The following is a 19449-nucleotide window of genomic DNA, read 5'->3' as shown; positions in this document are numbered from 1 at the left end:
TGGACACCATCCAGAGCCTGCTGAACTGCTGGACCGGCGTCTGCACCACCTGCCACCGACCCCTACCCAAACCCCGCCACCAGCGCGAACGCACAAGACCAGACCACACCTAACGGAGTCCTACTAGTGCTATGGCCGGAAAGGTATGCCGCGACGCGGTGAACCTTTCCGGTCACAGCACTAGGCGTCCAGGTGGCCCGTATCGTTCCAGCGCTCCAGCGCGGGCGCCCCGTACGCCCAGCCCAGGACCGACAGCGAGGTCGGGTCCAGGCGGATGCGGGCGCCGAAGGAGGCCTCGAAGCCGAGCCAGCGCGCGGCCAGGGTGCGCAGGATGTGGCCGTGCGCGAAGACGAGGACGTCGCGTTCGGCCGAGCGGGCCCAGGTGACGACCTCGTCGGCGCGGGCCGAGACCTCCGCGAGGGACTCACCGCCCGGGACCCCGTCGCGCCAGATCAGCCAGCCGGGCCGGACCGCCTGGATCTCGGCCGGGGTCATGCCCTCGTAGTCGCCGTAGTCCCATTCCATCAGCGCGTCCCACGGCTCCGCCTGGATGCCGAAGCCGGCCAGGTCGCAGCTCTCGCTGGCCCGCACCAGGGGGCTGGTGCGCACTTCCAGTCCGCGCAGGCTCGCCCACGGATCGCGGGCGAGGCGCTCGCCGAGCAGCTTCGCGCCTCGCTTCCCCTCCTCCAGCAGGGGCACGTCCGTGCGTCCGGTGTGCTTGCCGAGCTGGGACCACGCCGTCTGGCCGTGGCGGGCCAGCAGGATGCGGGGGGCCATATGAGTTCTCCCGGTCGAGGGGGCGAGATGGAGGCACAGCGACGGCCCCGACCATTCGCACGGCTTTGCGGGGATTGCGTCGTCGCTCCATCATCCATCAGATGAACGGCACGCAACCCTTGTCTCTTCACACACGTCATAGGCCGTATGACTAATAGGCGGCAGGCTCCGCGCTGGTGGGCCGAACTGCTGCTCCTGGGACTCGTCTACGCGGCGTACTCGGGCGGCAGACTCCTCGTCCGGGGCGATGCCCAGCTGGCCGTCGAGCACGGGCTCGCGATCCTGCGCCTGGAGGAGCTGCTGGCCCTCGACCTGGAGCGGCCGCTCAACCGCCTCTTCACCCGCCGGGCGGCCCTCGGCATACCCGCCGACTTCCTCTACGCCTCCTTGCACTACCTCGTCACCCCGGCGGTCCTGGTCTGGCTCTACCGGCGCCGCCCCCGGCAGTATCGATTCGCCCGCAGCTGGCTGATGACCTCCACCCTCCTCGGGCTCGTCGGTTTCGCCCTGGTCCCCACCTGCCCGCCCCGGCTGCTCGACGCCTCGTACGGGTTCACCGACACGATGGCCCGGTACAGCGCCTACGGCTGGTGGGGAGGGGAGGCCAGTGCCCCGCGCGGGCTCGGCTCCTTCACCAACCAGTTCGCGGCCATGCCCAGCCTGCACGTGGGCTGGGCCCTGTGGTGCGGGGTCATGCTGTGGTGCTGCGCGCGCCGGCCCCTGGTGCGGGCGCTCGGGGCCGCGTACCCCGCCGTCACCACGCTCGTGGTCATGGGAACGGCCAACCACTATTTCCTCGACGCCGTCGCCGGGGCCGCCGTGATGGGCGCCGGCTACCTCGCCGCCCGCGCCCTGCCCGCCGGTCCCAGCGCGCCCGCCGGGTCCTTCCCGCCTATCGCCCGAACAGCCGGTTTCCGTGGTAAGTCCACGATTGTCGGTGGCGGATGGGAGACTTCCGCGGGTGAGCTCCTACCCGTCCAACGGTCAGCCGCCGCAGACCCCGCCGCCGTCCCCCGGGCCGACGGCGCAGCCGATGGCGTGGCGGACCACGCAGCCGGCGACGCCGCCCCCGAAGACTCTGCGGCAACGGCTCGCTGACCTGCGCGGCCCCGCCGTCGCACCCCGCCCGCTCGACGCCCGCGCGCTGGCGGCCCTCGCCGCCAACCCGGGCTGCGGCAGACGCGCCCTGCTCGACGGCGCCGGCGTGGACAAGACCGTCCTCGCGGCGGCCCTCGGCTCACCCGCCGCCTTCGGCCAGTCGCAGTTCGCCATCGTGCGCGGGAACTCCTTCGAGGCCAAGGTCAAGGCCGACGGCGGAGCCGAACTCCTGCGGCTGGTGTACGAGCACCTCGGCGCGGGGCCGGGCGGCGCGGCCGAGCCACCCGGGCCGGACGCCCTCACGCCCGACCTCACCGCCGCCGGACCCCAGGGCCGCGCCGCCCGCACCGCGCTCGCGCTGCGCGACGCGACCGCCGCCGGGGCCTGGACCCTGCTCGACCACCCCATGCTCGCGCTGGAGGTGGCCGGCTCCCCCGCCTACCTGGAGCCGGACGCGGTCGTCGTGCACCCCGACGGGCGCTGGACCGTGGTGGAGATCAAATCGTTCCCGGTGATCGACGGGTCCGCCGACGCCGCGAAGGTGGGGGCCGCCGCCCGCCAGGCCACCGTCTACGTCCTGGCGCTGGAGACGACGGCCGCGAAGGTGGCCGGCGCCGAGGTCGGGCACACCGTGCTGCTCGTCTGCCCCAAGGACTTCTCCAACCTGCCCACCGCGGCCCCCGTCGACGTCCGCCGCGAGCGCTCCGTGACCCGGCGCCAGCTGGAGCGGCTCACCCGGGTCGAGGAACTGGCCGAGGCCCTGCCGGCCGGGCTCAGCTTCGATCCGGAGCGCTCCGCCGAAGAGCTGACCGAGGCCGTCTCGGCCGTGTCCGCCTCCTACGCCCCCGAGTGCCTGGCCGCCTGCGAGCTGGCCTTCCACTGCCGGGGCCGGGCGCGCGGGGCCGACGAGGTGACCGCGCTGGGCCGCTCCGTACGGGGCGAGCTGGGCGCGCTGACCACCGTCGGGGCCGCTCTCGCGGCGGCGGCCGGCGGCGGCTGCGGCCCCGCCCCCGACCCGGACGACCCCACCGCGGTCGCGCTGCGTTACGCCGCCCGGCTGCGCGCCGAGGCGCTGGAGCAGGCCCCCGCCCGCGTCCGCACGGAGGCCTCCGCATGTCCCTGTTGAGCACCCTGGCCCGGCTGGAGGCCGTCCGCGCGGGCCGGGCCCAGCCGCTGGCGACCGTACGGCACCGGCATCTGAGCGAGCGCCCACTGGTCTTCGTACCGCTGACGACGGCGGGCGAGGCCGGGGCTCCGCTCGGCGCGATGTTCGGCACCGACCGGGAAGAGCCGCGGATCCTGGTCATACCGCAGCCGCGCGACCGGGACATGCGGTGGGAGTTCCTGGCGGAGCTCGCCGGGCACGTGGTGCCGTACATCGACGGGTACGCGGACGCCGTCGAGCCGGTGGAGCGCACCGAGACCGACCCGGAGACGGGCAAGCGGGTCAAGGTGGAGGCCGAGCTGTGCCTGGACGCGCCGCAGCTGATCGTGCCGAGCCGCGCGGGCATCGAGTACGTACGGCTGCTGGGGCGGTCCATGCGGTTCCGGCGGACCGCCGAGGAGGACCCCGAGAACCCGTATCCGGTGCCCACGCGGGTGCCGCTGCTGGGGCGCTGGTTCACGCACCTCGCCGAGCGCTCCCGGGTGCCCGGCTCCTCGATGCTGCTGTCGGCGACCGACCTGCTGTCCCGTCACTGGGCGACCGGCCAGAGCAGTCTGGAGGACCAGCACCTGGGCGCGCTGCTGGCGTGGATCGACCCGCCGGAGGGGACCTCCGGCGCCGAGCGGGCACTGCGTGCGGAGCTCGGCCGGGACGGGGAGGGCCAGTTGCTGCTCCCGCCGGCCGGTCCCGCCACCGATCCGGCCTTCGACAACAAGCTGCTGGCCCCGGCGATCGCGAAGTTCGACGCGGCGCGGGTGACCGAGCCCCGGGACGGGGACGGTCCGCGGTTCGCCGAGCAGGCGATCCACCGGCTCGTCGTGGCCCAGATGCAGAACACCTGGTGGGCGACGTGGCAGGCGCTGGACCTGCTGCGCGAGCTGCCGGCCGGCGAGCGGGCCGAGGAGCGCTGGACCCGTGACCGCTGGTCGTACACCGGCCACCGGGACCGGGTCCGGGCCGGCGAGCCGCCGCAGCCGCGCCGTGACGACGCGGTGACGGCCGCGCAGAAGCTGGCGACGCGGGAGACCGAGCAGGTGCGGCTCGACGCCCAGGAGGCGTTGGACGACGCCCTGGTGATGGCGGGCCGGCGACTCGCGGGCGAGGCCTTCGCCGGGGAAGTCACCGAAGTGCTCATGGAGTGGACCGAGTCGAAGCGGCCGAGCCCGCGCCCGCTGGTGACGGTGGCCACGGAGGACCGGCCGCAGCTCACCGACGGCGGCGCGAAGGTGTACCGCTCGCTGGACGGGCGCCCGCAGAGCGCGCAGTTCGTGCGCTGGGAGGAGGACGGCCGGCTCGTGCTGCGCCTCCTCGACAAAATGGGCCGCGGCAAGGACCCGGAGCCGGGTTCGGTGCCGGAGAAGGGCGACCGGGTGTGCTGGACGCTGTTCGAGCACGACGCGCGCGGCGGCCCGAAGTTGCCGGACCCCGAGCAGACCCCGTGGACCCACGGCGGCCCGCCCGCGCACCTGACCGGCGACGCCCGCGTGCTGCCGCTGCCCGACCCCGTGACCGCCGAGGACCTCCTGTGAGCACCGCTTTCGATCCGGGCGCGGCCGCCGGCCGGGCCACCGACGCCATCCTGCGCGACACCCTGCACGGCGGGGCCCGGGGCGTGGTCGTCGATTCCCCGCCCGGGGCCGGGAAGTCCACCCTGGTGGTGCGGGCGGCCCGGGACCTCGCGGCGGCCGGGCGCCGGCTGATGGTGGTCGCGCAGACCAACGCGCAGGTCGACGACCTGGTGCTGCGGCTGCACGCGAAGGATCCGGAGCTCAAGGTGGGCCGGCTGCACAGCAGCGAGGGCGATGCCTACGATCCGGCCCTGCGCGAGCTGGACTCGGTGGTCCTCTCGGCGAAGCCGGCCGACCTCGCCGGGCTGCCCGTCACCATCTCGACGGCGGCCAAGTGGGCGTGGGTCAAGGACGTGGAGCCCTGGGAGCACGCCATCGTGGACGAGGCGTACCAGATGCGCTCGGACGCGCTGCTGGCCGTGGCCGGGCTGTTCGACCGGGCGCTGTTCGTGGGCGACCCGGGGCAGCTCGACCCCTTCAGCGTGGTGGGGGCCGAGCAGTGGGCGGGCCTGTCCTACGACCCTTCGGCGTCGGCGGTGTCCACCCTCCTCGCGCACAACCCGGACCTGCCGCAGCACCGGCTGCCCGTGTCCTGGCGGCTGCCGGCTTCGGCCGCGCCGCTGGTCTCCCGCGCCTTCTACCCGTACACGCAGTTCCGCAGCGGTACGGGCCCGGGCGAGCGGCGGATGTCCTACGGGGTCGCGGGCGACGGCTCGGGCCCCGACCGGGTGCTGGACGAGGCCGCCGAGTCGGGGTGGGGTCTGCTGGAGCTGCCGGCCCGGCACACGCCCCGGACCGACCCGGAGGCGGTGCGGGCGGTGGCCCTGGTGGTGCGCCGGGCGCTGGACCGGGGTGCGGTGACGGTGGACGAGCAGCCGGGCGGCCCGTCCCCGCTGACGGCCGACCGGATCGCGGTCGGCACCGCCCACCGGGACCAGGCGGCGGCGGTCCGGGGGGCGCTGTCCGCGCTCGGGGTCTTGGGGGTCACGGTGGACACGGCCAACCGGCTGCAGGGCCGCGAGTACGACCTCACGGTGGTCCTGCACCCCCTGTCGGGCCGACCGGACGCGACCGCCTTCCACCTGGAGACGGGCCGGCTGTGCGTACTGGCCTCACGGCACCGGCACGCCTGCGTGGTGGTGGCCCGGGCGGGGATAGCGGAGCTCCTGGACGCCCACCCGTCGTCGGAACCGGTACAGCTGGGCGTGACGATGAAGTTCCCGGACGGCTGGGAGGCCAACCACTCGGTGCTCGCGCACCTGGCGGAACACCGGGTGAGCTGGAAGCCCTGAGTCAGCGGGATTTGCGCGGGGCGCCGAGGCGGGTCCGGAGCAGTTCGCCCACCTCGGCGAAGGTGCGCAGCTGCTCCGGGGTCAGGATGTCGATCAGGTGGCGGCGCACGGATTCCACGTGGAGCGGGGCGGCCGTCATGATCATGGTCACGCCCTGCTCGGTGAGCACCACTTCGGCGCCGCGTCCGTCACCGGCCACTTCCTCGCGGCGGACGATGCCCCTCTGCTCCATGCGGGTGAGCTGGTGGGAGAGCCGACTGCGGGACCACCGCATAAGGACCGCGAGGGCGCTGATGCGCATGCGGTGGCCGTCGGTGGAGCCGAGGACGGACAGGACGTCGTAGTCGGCTTCGGAGAGCCCGCTGTCCTGGGTCAGGTCCCGCGCGATATCGGCGTTGACCAGCGGAAACATTCGCCGCCAGGCGTACCACGCTTCCTGCTCGGGCGTGCTGAGCCAGCGCGGCCCGCTCTCGTTCTCGGTCATGTCCGGAGTCTAGACCTGAGTCCGGACCTGTAAGTGACACGTCACCTATATAGTTGACACGTCATCCAACTTCACGGTTTCATGGGCGTCACTCAATAGGTGACACGTCAACAACATCGCCCAGGCCGCGAGGAGCCCCCGCCGTGAACTCCCAACCGATCCACCTGCACGTGATCTCCGCCTCCGTCCGCCCCACCTCCGCCGCCCGCCCCGTCGCCCGCTGGGTCGCCGACCGGGCTCGCGAGCACGGGGCCTTCGAGGTCACCGCCGTCGATCTCGGCGACCTCGCCCTGCCCTTCCTCGACGAGCCCGAATACGCCTCAAGCGGGATCTACACCCACCCCCACACCCGGGAGTGGAGCGCCCTGGTCGACTCCGCGGACGCCTTCCTCCTCGTCCTGCCGATGTACAACGGCGGATTCACCGCCCCCTTCAAGAACGCCATCGACTTCCTCTACCGCGAATGGCAGGGCAAGCCGGCCGGCCTGGTCTCCTACAGCGCGGGCGGCAGCGGCGGCGCCCCGGCCGGCCGGATGCTGCGACCGGTGCTGCGGGCCGTCGGCATGGTGCCCGCCGAGTCCTCGGTGGCCGTCCCCGGCATCACCGACCTGATCTCGCCCGACGGATTCCTGGCGCCGCAAGGCCTCGCGGGCGAGCTGACGGCCGTTCTGGACGAGGTGGCGGCCCTGGCGAAGGCGCCGGTCGGCGCGTGACGGGCGGCCCCGCCGGCCGGTCGCATGCGGCGCGCCCGCGCGGCCGTACGCCCGTGATCGGTGTGGCGCCGCCCCGGAGCACATGACGGCGGCACCCGATCACCTGCTCGACACACCCGTCACGGAACTGATTCGGCTCCTCGTACGCACCATCGGCCGTACGCGTGTTCCCGCCCCTGCGCCGGGACCCTCGGGCGCCCTTGCGCGAAGCTGGACAATGGACGGTGGTCCGATAGCTTGTCGGCCGCTTTTCCCACGCGCAGCAGGAGGACACGCATGGCAGAGCCCGAGCGGAGGCTGCGGCCCGCGCAGTTGCTCTTCGAGCCGTCGGAGACCGTCACGGACCCGGAGCACTTCTTCGACCTCGAATCGATCGACGACCCTCGGGAGCTGCTGGTCCGGGCGACGGAGCTGACCCTGGCCTTCCGGGCCGCCCAGGAGCGGGCGGTGGAGTTCCAGGCGGTGGCGGCGGCGCAGCTGGCGGATCCGCGGCGGTTCGACCGCCTGTCCCCGGCGGCGGTCGCGGAGCAGGCCGAGTGGACCGAGGACTACGCCCGCAAGATGATCGAGTTCGGCGAGTCCCTGCTGCGCGGCACCACTCCCGAGGGCGCCTGACGGAACCCCCGCCGCGACCTCTGGCATATGCGGTGCGCAACATACCCCAGCGCTACCCGGCCTGTCCCGGTTTTCGGTAACTCCCGGAGATCGGTTGGCTACCGCGGGTAGACCTGGACGCATGACGACCCTGACCGGCTGTCCCGCGCTCGACGTGCGGACGACGACCGCCTCCGCGACCCACGTCACCCCGGCCGGCGCTGCCTGGCTGGCCTCGGCGTCCGCCCAGCCCGGCGGCACGCTGGCCGCCTGGCAGGCTCGGCCCACCGCGCCCGCCGTGCTGCCCTGCGGGACCGCCTTCGACGTCGTCAACGTCCCCCTCGTCCTCGGGCGCCGGATGCTCGACCTGCTCTGGGCCGAAGGCCCCGGCTCCGGTCCGGCCGCCGTGCACCGCGGGCGGACCCTGCTCTTCGCCGCCCCCGGCACCGCCCACCGGCTCCCGGCCCTGCTGGCCTGGGAGGAATGGAGCGCCCCCGTGCCCGCCCCGCTCTGCCACGGCCGCGGCGACGCCGTCACCGTGCCCCCGCTGGCCGCCGCCGGGGGGCCCTCGCGCTGGCTCGTGGCGCCCGATACGCGGCTGCCCTGGCTGCCCGGGCCGGAGGCCCTGCTGTGGGCGTTCGTCCGTGCCACCCGAGCTGCGGATATCGATTTTTCCGATCCCCGGTCGGGGTGCTAATGTCTTGCTCGTCACCAAGCGCCGCTAGCTCAGTTGGTTAGAGCAGCTGACTCTTAATCAGCGGGTCCGGGGTTCGAGTCCCTGGCGGCGCACAGACGGAAAAAGACCCCCACGCGAGTGGGGGTCTTTTTCGTGTGCGGCCGAGCCTCTACCTCTACCTCTACCTCTACCTCTACCTCTACCTCTACCTCTACCTCTACCTCTACCGCGTGATCTTCACGGTGTAGGCGCCCGACTGCGTGCGGTCCGCCACCTCGATGGTGATCCGCTCGCCCGGCACGGTGAAGGTCTCCCCGACCTCCAGCGGTGCGTCCGCCAGCGGCGGGTACACCGACCGGTCCCAGCAGGCCTCGGTGTCGGGATGCGCGTCCACGACCTCGATCGGCCCGCCGCCCGAAGACGCCTCGTTGCGGACCCGGTAGACGAGGACCCCCTCGGTGCAGGTGTCCCCGTCGTTGCCCGCGGAGCCCCGCGCCTCGACGGCGATCGCGCTGCCGGAACCCGTACGGATCACCGCGAGCCGGGTGCCGCCCGTACCGCCCGGGGGCGGGGCCGCGGACAGCGGCTGGAGGGTGTGCAGGGAGGAGCCGGATCCCACGCAGTCCACCTGTGAGGCGTCCAGCCAGCCGAGCTTCCACTTCTGCCAGGCGAAGAGGTCCGGGGACATGCCGAACTGGCTGCCCATGACGTCCCAGTCGCCCACGTAGGTGTCCCAGTCGCCCTTGCCGTCCGAGGGCCGGTGGTAGAGGTCCGGCAGGTCGAAGACGTGCCCGGTCTCGTGGGCCAGCACATTGCGGTCCGGCGGGTGCTTCTCGAAGACCGTGACGATCCGGCGCAGGTCGGCGCCGTCCGCCCTGATCGGCTGCTCGAAGTTGACGACCTTGGTGGCATCGGAGTCGACCCCGGGAGCCTCCGGGTCGGCGACGAAGTAGACGACGTCGTACTGGCTGAAGTCCACCGCCGGATCGGCTCCGGCCACCGCGTCGCGCAGGTAGGCCGCCCGGTCCGCGGGGGCCCAGTCGCGCTGTATCCCGTACGCGGCGGACGGCTTCGGCATCTCGATCCACTGCTTCTGCGGGTGCGGGACCAGCCGGAAGCGGCCGTAGGAGGCCCGCTCGAAGAAGTCGCTGGTCGCCGGGAAGTAGTCGGCGGTGAGCTGCTCGGTGGTCAGGGTGGTGTGGTGGTCGGGGAAGGAGAGGAAGACCATGACCGCGTTGAGCGTGCGCTCGGGCCTGGGATAGGCGCCGTTCCAGCTGTCCAGACCCAGCGAGTGGTGGGCCGCGGTACGGGTCAGCGTGCAGGGTCCGGCTCCGGGTGCGGCGACCGCGGGTCCCGCGACGAGCGACATGGCGGCGAGCGCCGTCAGGGAAGTGAGCGCCGCCGCCGTGGTTCGCATGCGGGAGCGGTCCACTCCCCCGAGTGTCTGCTGTCGCGGCACATCGACCTCCGGTGGTGGATTCGTACCTCTTCATCCACTTTGGGGCGATTGTCTTACTAATGCCCTGTTCCGCTGCCCCACACGAGTGAGCGCTAGGGCAAGCCGGTGACGCCGGGTTTCGCACATTCACCTACGGAAAGTCACGACTGGTCAGGTCAGATCAGCAGTGGCCGTCGCACGCTCACAGTCGTGCGGAAACGATCAGGCGTCATCACGCCGTCGATCCGTCATCACGCCGAACTCCCGCCGCCCACCCGGCGTCGCCGCTGGATAGGGCCCTCCGGGAACCTCTATGATCGGCACACTTTCCTGCACGGACACTCACACGCACTGCGGGAGCCAACGGTGAGCGGAACCCCAGACGGAACCGCTTCGGCGGCCGACAACATCCGACCGGCCATGACGCAGCGTCACCCGGCAGCCCCGGCGACGACGGCAACCCCGGACCGCGCCGAGCACCGGGCCGCCGGTCATCAGGCCGATCACCAGGCCGGCCTCCAGGCCGCCGGTCATCAGGCCGAGCGACTGGCCGAGCGGCAGGCCGACTACCGGGCCGCCTTCAACGCCGCCCACCTCCCCATGGCCGTCATCGACCGCACCGGCCACATCGCCAGCGCCAACCAGGCCCTCGCAGGACTCCTCGGCGCCGAGCCGCACGCCCTCGCCGGCCAGTGCGCCGCCGACCTGGTGGACCTGGCCTCCGAGGCCCGCACCTGGCAGGCCTACCAGGAGGTGCTGCGCGGCCGGCAGGCCCGGCTCCGCTGCACCCGGCGCCTCAAGCACCCCGACGGCCACTCCCTGTGGACCGAGATCACCCTCGGACCCGTCCCCGGGACGAGCGACGTCCTGCTGTCCGTCGCCGACATCAGCGACAGGCGGGACCTCCAGGCCCGCCTGCGCCACCTCCAGATGCACGACCCGGTGACCCGGCTGCCCAACCGGGCCCTGTTCTTCGAGCGGCTCTCCGCCGCCCTGGAGGCCTCCTCGTACGAGCAGGGCGGCACCGGCCGGATCGGGCTGTGCTACCTGGACCTCGACGGGTTCAAGGCCGTCAACGACACCCTGGGCCACCGGGTCGGCGACCGGCTGCTGACCGCCGTCGCCAAACGGCTGACCCAGTGCGCCGACCAGTCCGGCTACGGGCGCACCGGAGGGCACCTGGTGGCCCGGCTCGGCGGCGACGAGTTCGCCCTGCTCGTCGAGGAGTCCACCGGCACCGAGCAGCTCGCGGACCTGGCGCGGAGCGTCCTGGCCGCCGTACAGGAGCCCTTCGACCTGGCCGGTCAGCGGCTGTCGGTCTCCGCGTCGATCGGGGTGGTGGAGCGGGCGGCGGCCGGGACCTCGGCGACCGGGCTGATGCAGGCCGCGGACACCACGCTGTACTGGGCCAAGGAGGACGGCAAGGCCCGCTGGACCCTCTTCGACCCGGAGCGCAACGCGCACCGGATGACCCGCCAGGCCCTGTCCTCGACGCTGCGGCCGGCGGTGGAGCGCGGGGAGTTCACCCTCGAGTACCAGCCGCTGGTGGACCTGGAGAGCGGGGCGGTGCGCGGGGTCGAGGCCCTGGTGCGCTGGAACCACCCGCAGTTCGGCACACTGACGCCGAATCGGTTCATCGGAATTGCCGAAGAGGACGGGTCCATCGTCCAGTTGGGCCGCTGGGTGCTGCAGACGGCCTGCCGGCAGGCCCGGCGCTGGCAGATCGAGCAGCCCAGCGACTCCCCCGTCTTCGTGTCCGTCAACGTGGCGGTGCGCCAGGTCTGGGACTCCGACCTGGTCGGCGACGTGGCCGAGATCCTGGCGGAGACCGGCTTGGCGCCCCAGCTGCTCCAGCTGGAGCTGACGGAGTCGGCCGTGATGGGCTCGGCGGGCAGGCCGCTCCAGGCCCTGCAGGCGCTGAGCGACATGGGGGTGCGGATCGCCATCGACGATTTCGGCACCGGATACTCCAACCTCGCCTACCTGAGCCGTCTGCCGGTCTCCGTCCTCAAACTGGACGGCTCCTTCGTACGCGGATTCCGCTACGAGGACGGCGCGCATCCGAACCCCGCCGACGAGACCATCGTCGAGGCCCTGGTGCAGCTCGCGCACCGGCTGGGCCTGACGGTGACGGCCGAGTGCGTGGAAACCGCCGGGCAGGCGGCCCGGCTGCGCCGCGTCGGCTGCGACACCGGTCAGGGCTGGCTCTACTCCCGGGCGGTGGCCCCGGACGCGATCGCCCTCATCATCGGCCGCCAGGCCGCCGCGGCGGCCGCGGGTGCGGGAGTGAGTGCGGGAGTGAGTGCGGGTGCCGGAGTGAGTACAGGTGCGGGAGCGGACACCGGCCAGCCGGAGGGGCCCGCCCCGCACCCCCCGGTCTGAGCGGGGGCTACGGCTCAGTAGGCGAAGAGGCTCTTGCGGGCCAGCTGTTCGGCCTCCATCGCCGCAATGGCGTCGCGGCAGGCATCGACGAACTTCCAGAACTCCGCGTTGGTGGTGGCCGCGCGGTTGCCCGCACCGCTGAAGTTGCCGAACAGGCTCTGCCGGAGTTCGGTGGTGATCTCCAACTGGCCGCCGCCTTCGCCCGTCAGAGTGCGGTTGCAGATGTTCTCCGGCAGGTCGCCGTTGAGGTCCTCCGGGTTGCCGCCGAGCACCTGGAAGCCGGCGGCGGTCAGCTTCGTGGACAGCAGCTGGCGGAAACGGGCGTTGAGACCGCCTACCACGACCGCCTTGGGCTGACCCGCGGGCGCGCCGGCCTGGGCCGCGGTGCAGCCGTGCAGGCTGAGGACGTTGGCGCTGCCCGCGGCCATGGACCGCGCGACCGTGTCGTCGCAGTGCGATGCCGTGACGTGCAAGTCGGTGTTTCCCGAGGAGCGCATGCCTTCGAGCATCCAGTAGTCGTACACCGGAGCGCCCGCCGTGACGGGGGCGAGGGTGTCGGGCAGGTAACCGGCTATGCCCAGGCAGAGCTCGGACGTACCCATCTCGATGCCGCCGCCGTGGATGGCCAGCACGCTGCTCAGACGGGGAGACGGGGTGGTGGCCTTGTCGTTGTCGAAGGCCTCGTGCCGCTTGAACCGGCGGGCGAAGTCCTGGCCCTCGATCGCCTTCGTGTACAGGTCCGAGTTCGCGGTGTAGATGTCACCGCCGGCAGCGGCGGCCGGGCCTGCGGCGAGGCCGGTCAGGAGCGGGCCACCCGCGGCGGCGGCCACGAGGGAGGCGAGGACGGTCCTGCGACTGGCGTGGGGCTGGGACATTCTTGTTCCTTCAGTGCTGCGCGGGCCGGCCCGCGGATGTGTGCGATGCCGGGTGTCCGGCACGGAGGCGGGATAGACCGCGCAAGCCACACGATGGCGCGACTGAAGAGTCGGATCCCCCCTTCCGATGGCCGGAATTGTAGCGGCCGATCCGAGCCGGCGAATACGGGCGAGGAGCTCTCGGCGCCCTGTCCGCGCTGGTCGGACGGCTCCGGTACAGGGAATCCCTCCCCCGTGCGACACGACAGCCCCCGACCTCCGAAGAGGGCGGGGGCTGTCGGCGCTCGGCGCGGGGTGGGGGGAAATCAGCAGGCGCCGAGGTCCTTCCAGACACCCCATTCACCGGTGGTGCCGGGCACCTCGTTCTGGGTCCACCACTGGGCCTTGTACTTGCGGCCGTTGTACGAGACCTCGCTGCCGCCGGTGTAGACGGTGCCGTGGACGTAGGCCGGAGCCGTACAGCCCGCGGTGGGCGTGGCGGTCGGGGTCGCCGTCGGCGTGGCCGTCGGGGTCGCGGTGGGCGTGGCGGTCGGGGTGGCCGGAGGCTGCGTGGTGCCGCCCAGGGAGTCCGAGATCTGGTTCAGCAGGGTCGCGTTGGCGTCCAGGCCGAGCAGGGAGTACATCATCGCGCCGGCCAGGCCGCGCTGCTTGCCGTAGTCCACCCGGGCCTGGATGGACTTCTGGTTGAGGCCGGTGAAGAACTCGCCGTCCTTGAAGAAGTACGAGGCCTTGGCCCGGTCGTCCCAGAAGGTGGTCGCCGGGTTGTCGACGATGCCGCCGAGCTCCTTGTAGAGGGCGATGCCGGCCTGCTGGCTGGTCGGACGGGCGGCGGAGGCCAGGGTGGCGGGCTGGGCGAGACCGTTGGTGGCGCCGGGCTGCACGCCCTTCCAGCCGCGGTAGTAGAACTCGTAGCCCAGGACCAGCTTGTTGGCGGGGAAGCCGCCGGTGATTCCGTAGGCCGCGTTGCCGTCGATCCAGGAGTCGATGGCGTTCTTGATGCTGTACTTCTCGGTGCCCGGAGCGATCACGTCGGTCGGGTCGGAGGACGAGGGCAGCAGCGGGGACTGGTGGTACGTCGGACCGTCCGCGTCCCAGGCGCCGTGCATGTCGTACGTCATGATGTTCGCGTAGTCGAGGTACGCGCCGATCTTGTCCGTCTCGATGTACTTGATCTTGTCCTGGCCGGCCGGGAGGGCGGAGGTGAGCAGGTACTTCTTGCCGCCGTTGGCCGCGCCGTACGCGTCGAGCTGGGTGCGGAACTCCTTCAGCAGGAGCGTGAAGTTCTGCTTGTCCTCGGGGGCGTAGTGGTTGCCGAGGTGGCCGCCCGACGAGCCCGGGTACTCCCAGTCGATGTCGATGCCGTCGAAGATGCCGGCCGCGCTGCCCGCGCCGCCGTAGCCGCCCTCGACCGGCAGGTTGCCCTTGATGTACTGGTCGACGCAGGAGGAGACCAGCTTCTTGCGGGAAGCGTCGGTCTTGGCCGCGTCGCTGAAGTACTTCGAGTAGGTCCAGCCGCCGAGCGAGATGTTGATCTTCAGGTTCGGGTACTTGGCCTTGAGCTGCTTGAACTGGTTGAAGACGCCGACGATCGGCTGGTCCCACTTGTCGGCGACGCCACTGACGCTGTCGGCCGCGCTGAAGGACTTCTGGTAGTCGGCGTACGAGTCGCCCGCACCGTCACCGGCGCTGGCGTTGTTGTCGTCGCCCGCCGCCTTGTTCGCCTCGAAACAGGTGAGGTTGGTGGGGTGGATGTTGCCGAACGAGTAGTTGATGACGTCCAACTTGCTCGCTATGCCACGGGTATCGAGGTGCTTGGGGTAAAAGGCGTTCCCGTACACGCTCCACTGGTCGTAGTAAGCGATCTTGACGTTGCCGGCCGTCGCGGTGGTCGACGCCTCGGCCGCGGAGGCGGTGGTGAGTCCCGCGAAGGCGGCGAGCGTTCCGCCGGCCAGCGCGGCCGTGGCGGCGGCCGCGATGAGAGATTTACGGATGTGCATGAACTGCCTCCGGGGGGCTGGGAGGGGAAGGCAAGACTTCAGGTGGGAGTAGTGATAGCGATCACTCCAGGCCCGAGTCAATGGTTTGGACCAAAGAAGGACTAGACCACTCACCACCCAGAACCCCACGTCAGGGACTTGAGGGCATACCAAAAATCGCCCGCCACCCAGGGTGACGAGCGATTTAAGGCTGGCTTCATTCATGCTTCGGCAAGGTTTTGGCAACAAACCAGCCAAACTCCGGATGTCGGCCCGAGCAGCCCCGCCGGCCGGTTCAGCCCTCGGTGTCCGGCATCCCGTACGCATCCGCGACGAGCCCGTACGAGCGCAACCGGGCCTCCCCGGAGTGGGCGTTGGCGGTCAGCATCAGCTCGTCCGCGCCCGTCAGCTTCGCCAGGTCGTCGAGGCCCGCACGCACCTCGTCGGGGGTGCCGTGGACCACGCTCGCGAGCCGGTCGTCGACGAACTCCCGCTCCAGCGGCGTGTACGGGTACGCGGCCGCCTCCTCGGGCGTCGGGACCAGGCCCGGGCGCCCGCTGCGCAGCCGGAGCATGGACAGGGCGCCGGTCAGCACCTGCGCGCGGGCCTCCCCGGCCGTGTCGGCGGCGAGGGCCGCGACGCCGATGACGGCGTAGGGGGCGTCCAGGACGGCCGAGGGGCGGAACGACTGGCGGTAGAGGTCGAGGGCGGGCACGGTCCCGGCCGGGGAGAAGTGGTGCGCGTAGGCGAAGGGCAGCCCGAGTCCGCCGGCCAGCCGGGCGCTGAAGCCGGAGGAGCCGAGCAGCCACACCGGCGGCCGCCCGGCGGGACCCTGCACGGGACCCGGCACCGCGTGTACGCGGGCGTACGGGTGCCCGTCGGGGAAGTCGTCGTCGAGGAAGCGGATCAGCTCCGCGAGCTGCCGGGGGAATTCGTCCACGGCCTCGTCGCGGCGGCCGGGCCCGCGCAGGGCCGCGGCCGTGTTCCCGTCGGTGCCGGGCGCGCGGCCGAGGCCGAGGTCGATGCGGCCCGGGGCCAGGGCCTCCAGGGTGCCGAACTGCTCGGCCACGGCGAGCGGGGCGTGGTTGGGCAGCATGACCCCGCCCGAGCCGAGCCGGATCCGGGAGGTGTGGGCCGCCAGGTGGGCCAGGATCACGGCCGGGGAGGAGCTGGCGACTCCGGGCATGGAGTGGTGTTCGGCGACCCAGTGGCGGTGGTAGCCGCGGGTCTCGGCGAGCCGGGCGATGTCGACGCTGGTGCGCAGCGAGGCGTGGGCGGTACTGCCGGCGCCGACGGTGACGAGGTCGAGCACCGAGAGCGGTACCGGCGCCCGGCCGAGGGCCGTCCCGTGGATTCCGCCGCCGCCACCATCGGATCCGGATCCGGATCCGGATCCCGGTCCGCCGCCGGAGCCCTTGCTCCCCTGCCGCCCCGCGTCCCCCACGCCTCTGGGCTCACTCATCGTCTCTCCCGCTCCGCTCGTCCGTCCGTCCCGTGCGTACGAAGAAACCAAACCGCGCGGCCGGTCCGGGCATTCCCGGCACTCTCGGACACGGCTCATGACCTTGGCATATGCCACAGGAGTAGATCCAGGCAGAGCGATGTAATTGAGCCATCAATCTCCTCAACAGGCGCTCCACAAGGGCCCCTTCGTGGCTATCGTGTGAGAGCAAGCGGTAACAACCTGCTAGGGGGAAACCGTGGCGCTGAAGCCCGAGCCGACCGCGCCGTTCCACTCGGTGCAGTACGCCCTGCGCGTACTCGAAACGGTCGCCCGCCATAGCGGCGGCGTGACCGACATACAGATCGCGCGTGAGACCGGCCTGCCCGCGGTCCATCTCGCCCCCATGCTTCTCATGCTGCGCCGGGAGGGGTACGTACTGCAGGTGTCCGACGGCGCCTACGCCATAGGGGACTCCCTCGTCCTCCTCGGCTCCGGGGTCGACCGCCAGCAGGCGCTGCAGGACAAGCTCCAGGACACCCTGGACCGGCTGCGGGACTCGGTCGGCGCGGCGGTCTACATAAGCCGGTACGTGGACGGCGAGGTCCGCATCACCCAGTTCGCGGACAGTCCGCGCACCCCCAAGGTCCACGAGTGGGTCGATTTCCGCTCGGCGGCGCACGCCAGCGCGGTGGGCAAGTGCCTGCTGACCCAGCTCGACCAGAACGGCCGGCGCGACCACCTGTCCCGGCACAAGATCGCCCGGCTGACGTCGAAGACCATCGTGAACGAGCGGATCCTCTTCTCGAAGCTGGACAGCCAGCCGGCCACGGTGCCCATGCTCGACCTCCAGGAGTACGCGGTGGGCACGGTCTGCGCGGCCGTCCCGATCACCGCGGGAGCCTCGGTGGGCTGCCTCGCCCTGTCCCTGCCCGTCGAGCACGCCCACCGGTTGCGGGCCGCGGCCGACGTACTGAACCGGAAGGCCGCGCCACTGCTGCTGTCGCTCGCCCTCTGAGGCGGGTGGCGGTCGGTGGGGGCCCGGTCGGTGGGGGCCGGCCCGGCCCGGAAAACACTTCGGGCGGTCCCCGGTGAACCGGAAACCGCCCGAAGGACAGGTGCGCCGCCAGGGACTCGAACCCCGGACCCGCTGATTAAGAGTCAGCTGCTCTAACCAACTGAGCTAGCGGCGCCTGCTGACAGAGAAAATACTACCCGCTCCCCCGGAGTGCTCAAAACCGATTCCGGAGCCGCCCTCAGCGCCCCACCAGACCGGCCCGCCCCTGGGCCTCGTAGGAGGCCAGGAGGGCTGTCAGGTCCGCCGGCTCCAGCCTCCGGTACGCCTCCTCGCCCGCCGGGCGCCACCAGACCGGGTCGCAGGTGTGGAAGGCCTCGCCGCGCAGGGAGACCCGGTGGACCTTGTTGGTCGCCGTGGTCGGCATGGCCTTGACGATGCGCACGTAGCGCGGGGCCATCTTCGTGCCGAGGTCGGGCTGGGCGGCGAGGAAGGCCGCGAAACCCTGCGGGGAGAACACGGCACCTTCGTGCAGGGCCACGGCGGCCATGACCTGGTCGCCCGCCACCTCGTCCGGTACGGCGTACACGGCCACGGCGGCCGCCCGCGTCCAGCGGGCCAGGATGTTCTCGATCACCGCGGCGGCCAGGTTCTCGCTGTCGACGCGCAGCCGGTCGTCGGTGCGGCCGGCGAAGTAGAGGAAGCCGTCGGGGTCGCGGAAGAAGAGGTCCCCGGTCCAGTACCAGCCGTCGCGGGTGCGGGCCGCTTCCGCGTCGGGGTTGCGCCAGTAGCCCTCGAAGAGGCTGCGGCCCTTGTTGACCAGCTCACCGATGGCCTCGGCGCCGTTGAGGAGCCGGCCCCGCTCGTCCAGTACGGCCGGCGGGCACTCCAGGCCCGTCTGCGGGTCGATGACGGCCAGGTCGCCGTCGGCGCCCGCGCGGCCCAGGGCGCCCGGCGGGGTGTCGGGGGTGCGCTGGACGGAGGCGCCGCCCTCGGTGGCCCCGTAGCCCTCGACGAGGCGGACCCCGAAGCGCTCCGCGAACCGCGCCGCGTCGACCGCGCCCGCCTCGGTGCCGAAGCCGAGGCGCAGGGTGTGCGCGCGGTCGTCGGGGCGGGGCGGGGTGGCCAGGACGTACTGGACTGCCCGGCCGACGTAGGTGAAGTACGTCGCCTCGTAGGCCCGTACGTCGTCCAGGAACGCGGAGGCCGAAAACCGCCGTCGCAGCGCCACGGCGGCCCCGCCCGCCAGGGCCGGGAGCCAGTCGGCGATGACGGCGTTGCCGTGGAAGAGGGGCATGCAGATGTAGTGGACGTCGTCCGGGGTGACGGAGAAGTGCCGGGCGAGCGAGGCCCCGGCGGCGGCCAGGCGGCCCTGGGTGCAGATGGCGGCCTTGGGGGCGCCGGTGGAACCGGAGGTGAAGTAGAGGAGCAGCCGGGAGTCCGGGCCCGGGCCTGCGCCCAGGGTGGCGTCACCGGGCTTCGCGCCGGCGTACCGGGCGAGCAGGGCCTCGTACTCCCCTCCCTCCTCGTCCACCACCAGGAGCCGTACGCCGGGCAGGTCGAGGCCGCGCAGGAGCGGCAGGTGGGTCCGCTCGGTCACCAGGATCCGGCAGTCGGTGTGCAGGATGTCGCGGGCCAGTTCGGGACCGCGCCGGGTGGGGTTGATCCCGGCGACGGCGGCCCCGGCGAGGGCCGCCGCGCCGAGCCAGAACGGGAACTCGGGGGTGTTGTCGAGCAGCACCCCGATGTGGGGTTCCGCCCCCGGCGGCAGCAGGTCGACGAGGAGCGCGGCGCGCGCCGCGGCCTCCCGGGCGACCCGGTGGTGGCTGAGGACGCCGTCGGCGTACTTCAGACCGGGCCGGTGGTCGCCCCATTGGCTCGCGATGAGCTCCGCGACGGTTTCGGGTGTCGTCGTCCGCATGCCGCCGGAGGATAGCTGACGTCCCGTCAGAAAT

16 protein-coding genes and 2 tRNA genes are annotated in these 19449 nt (G+C 72.2%); 10 read left to right on the top strand and 8 right to left on the bottom strand.

All coding sequences use genetic code 11. The features are described 5' to 3' along the window. Positions 1-180: 180 nt before the first annotated feature. Entirely contained in the window at positions 181-777 is a 597-nt protein-coding gene (locus OTB20_RS27050; protein ID WP_267821331.1) for a histidine phosphatase family protein, read from the bottom strand. Positions 778-924: 147 nt separating this feature from the next. Between OTB20_RS27050 and OTB20_RS27045 the strand changes: the two genes are divergently transcribed. The 4 genes from OTB20_RS27045 to OTB20_RS27030 are packed head-to-tail and all read left to right on the top strand — an operon-like array spanning position 925 to position 5900. After that, positions 925-1875, top strand: a complete 951-nt coding sequence (locus OTB20_RS27045; protein ID WP_267821329.1) for a phosphatase PAP2 family protein — start codon at positions 925-927, stop codon at positions 1873-1875. Continuing rightward, the gene (locus OTB20_RS27040; RefSeq protein ID WP_267821327.1) at positions 1811-3001 is read left to right on the top strand and encodes a hypothetical protein; all 1191 of its coding nucleotides are present in this window, start codon (positions 1811-1813) and stop codon (positions 2999-3001) included. Before OTB20_RS27045 ends, OTB20_RS27040 begins: the two co-directional genes overlap by 65 nt. Continuing rightward, on the top strand, positions 2989-4569 hold the full coding sequence (locus OTB20_RS27035) for a hypothetical protein (RefSeq protein ID WP_267821325.1): 1581 nt from the start codon (positions 2989-2991) through the stop codon (positions 4567-4569). Before OTB20_RS27040 ends, OTB20_RS27035 begins: the two co-directional genes overlap by 13 nt. After that, a complete protein-coding gene (locus tag OTB20_RS27030; RefSeq protein ID WP_267821322.1) occupies positions 4566-5900 on the top strand; it encodes an AAA domain-containing protein in 1335 nt (444 codons plus the stop codon). The genes OTB20_RS27035 and OTB20_RS27030 overlap by 4 nt, the downstream gene beginning before the upstream one ends. A gap of 1 nt (position 5901) precedes the next feature. Here the strand turns inward: OTB20_RS27030 and OTB20_RS27025 are convergent, their stop codons facing one another. Next, positions 5902-6384 (bottom strand): MarR family winged helix-turn-helix transcriptional regulator, encoded by a 483-nt coding sequence (locus OTB20_RS27025; protein ID WP_267821320.1) that lies wholly within the window; start codon positions 6382-6384, stop codon positions 5902-5904. Between the two features lie 143 nt (positions 6385-6527). Here OTB20_RS27025 and OTB20_RS27020 point away from each other — a divergent pair, with 143 nt between their 5' ends. The 4 genes from OTB20_RS27020 to OTB20_RS27005 all read left to right on the top strand — a co-directional run bounded on the left by OTB20_RS27020 (position 6528) and on the right by OTB20_RS27005 (position 8480). Then, positions 6528-7097 (top strand): NADPH-dependent FMN reductase, encoded by a 570-nt coding sequence (locus OTB20_RS27020; protein ID WP_267821318.1) that lies wholly within the window; start codon positions 6528-6530, stop codon positions 7095-7097. A gap of 276 nt (positions 7098-7373) precedes the next feature. Next, positions 7374-7712 carry a hypothetical protein gene (locus OTB20_RS27015; protein ID WP_267821315.1) on the top strand — a complete coding sequence of 113 codons (339 nt, stop codon included), beginning with the start codon at positions 7374-7376 and terminating at the stop codon, positions 7710-7712. Positions 7713-7833: 121 nt separating this feature from the next. Beyond that, the gene (locus tag OTB20_RS27010) at positions 7834-8388 is read left to right on the top strand and encodes a bifunctional DNA primase/polymerase (protein ID WP_420716494.1); all 555 of its coding nucleotides are present in this window, start codon (positions 7834-7836) and stop codon (positions 8386-8388) included. An 18-nt stretch (positions 8389-8406) separates the two neighbouring features. After that, a tRNA-Lys gene (locus tag OTB20_RS27005) sits at positions 8407-8480 on the top strand. Between the two features lie 110 nt (positions 8481-8590). On the opposite strand, the gene OTB20_RS27000 is transcribed toward OTB20_RS27005, so the two are convergent. Continuing rightward, positions 8591-9826, bottom strand: coding sequence for a M6 family metalloprotease domain-containing protein (locus OTB20_RS27000; RefSeq protein WP_267821313.1), 1236 nt, complete (start codon positions 9824-9826; stop codon positions 8591-8593). Positions 9827-10225: 399 nt separating this feature from the next. Between OTB20_RS27000 and OTB20_RS26995 the strand changes: the two genes are divergently transcribed. After that, entirely contained in the window at positions 10226-12187 is a 1962-nt protein-coding gene (locus tag OTB20_RS26995) for a putative bifunctional diguanylate cyclase/phosphodiesterase (protein ID WP_267821347.1), read from the top strand. Positions 12188-12201: 14 nt separating this feature from the next. On the opposite strand, the gene OTB20_RS26990 is transcribed toward OTB20_RS26995, so the two are convergent. From OTB20_RS26990 to OTB20_RS26980, 3 genes are all read right to left on the bottom strand, one after another. Continuing rightward, positions 12202-13062, bottom strand: a complete 861-nt coding sequence (locus OTB20_RS26990; RefSeq protein WP_267821310.1) for a poly-gamma-glutamate hydrolase family protein — start codon at positions 13060-13062, stop codon at positions 12202-12204. Between the two features lie 305 nt (positions 13063-13367). Continuing rightward, positions 13368-15059: a glycosyl hydrolase family 18 protein gene (locus tag OTB20_RS26985; protein ID WP_267821308.1), complete on the bottom strand. Its 1692-nt coding sequence runs from the start codon at positions 15057-15059 to the stop codon at positions 13368-13370. 274 nt (positions 15060-15333) lie between these two features. After that, positions 15334-16500, bottom strand: a complete 1167-nt coding sequence (locus tag OTB20_RS26980; RefSeq protein WP_267821306.1) for an LLM class flavin-dependent oxidoreductase — start codon at positions 16498-16500, stop codon at positions 15334-15336. Between the two features lie 238 nt (positions 16501-16738). Between OTB20_RS26980 and OTB20_RS26975 the strand changes: the two genes are divergently transcribed. Then, positions 16739-17497, top strand: coding sequence for an IclR family transcriptional regulator (locus tag OTB20_RS26975; protein WP_267757188.1), 759 nt, complete (start codon positions 16739-16741; stop codon positions 17495-17497). Positions 17498-17598: 101 nt separating this feature from the next. Here the strand turns inward: OTB20_RS26975 and OTB20_RS26970 are convergent. Together OTB20_RS26970 and OTB20_RS26965 are read right to left on the bottom strand one after the other, a co-directional pair. Beyond that, a tRNA-Lys gene (locus OTB20_RS26970) sits at positions 17599-17672 on the bottom strand. A gap of 63 nt (positions 17673-17735) precedes the next feature. After that, positions 17736-19415, bottom strand: a complete 1680-nt coding sequence (locus OTB20_RS26965; protein WP_267821304.1) for an AMP-binding protein — start codon at positions 19413-19415, stop codon at positions 17736-17738. Positions 19416-19449: the final 34 nt, after the last annotated feature.

The sequence above is a fragment of the Streptomyces sp. H27-H1 genome, from assembly GCF_026627445.1.
Lineage (GTDB): Bacteria > Actinomycetota > Actinomycetes > Streptomycetales > Streptomycetaceae > Streptomyces.
Note: the sequence above shows the minus strand (reverse complement) of the source record. Positions and strands in the feature narration are given on the sequence as shown.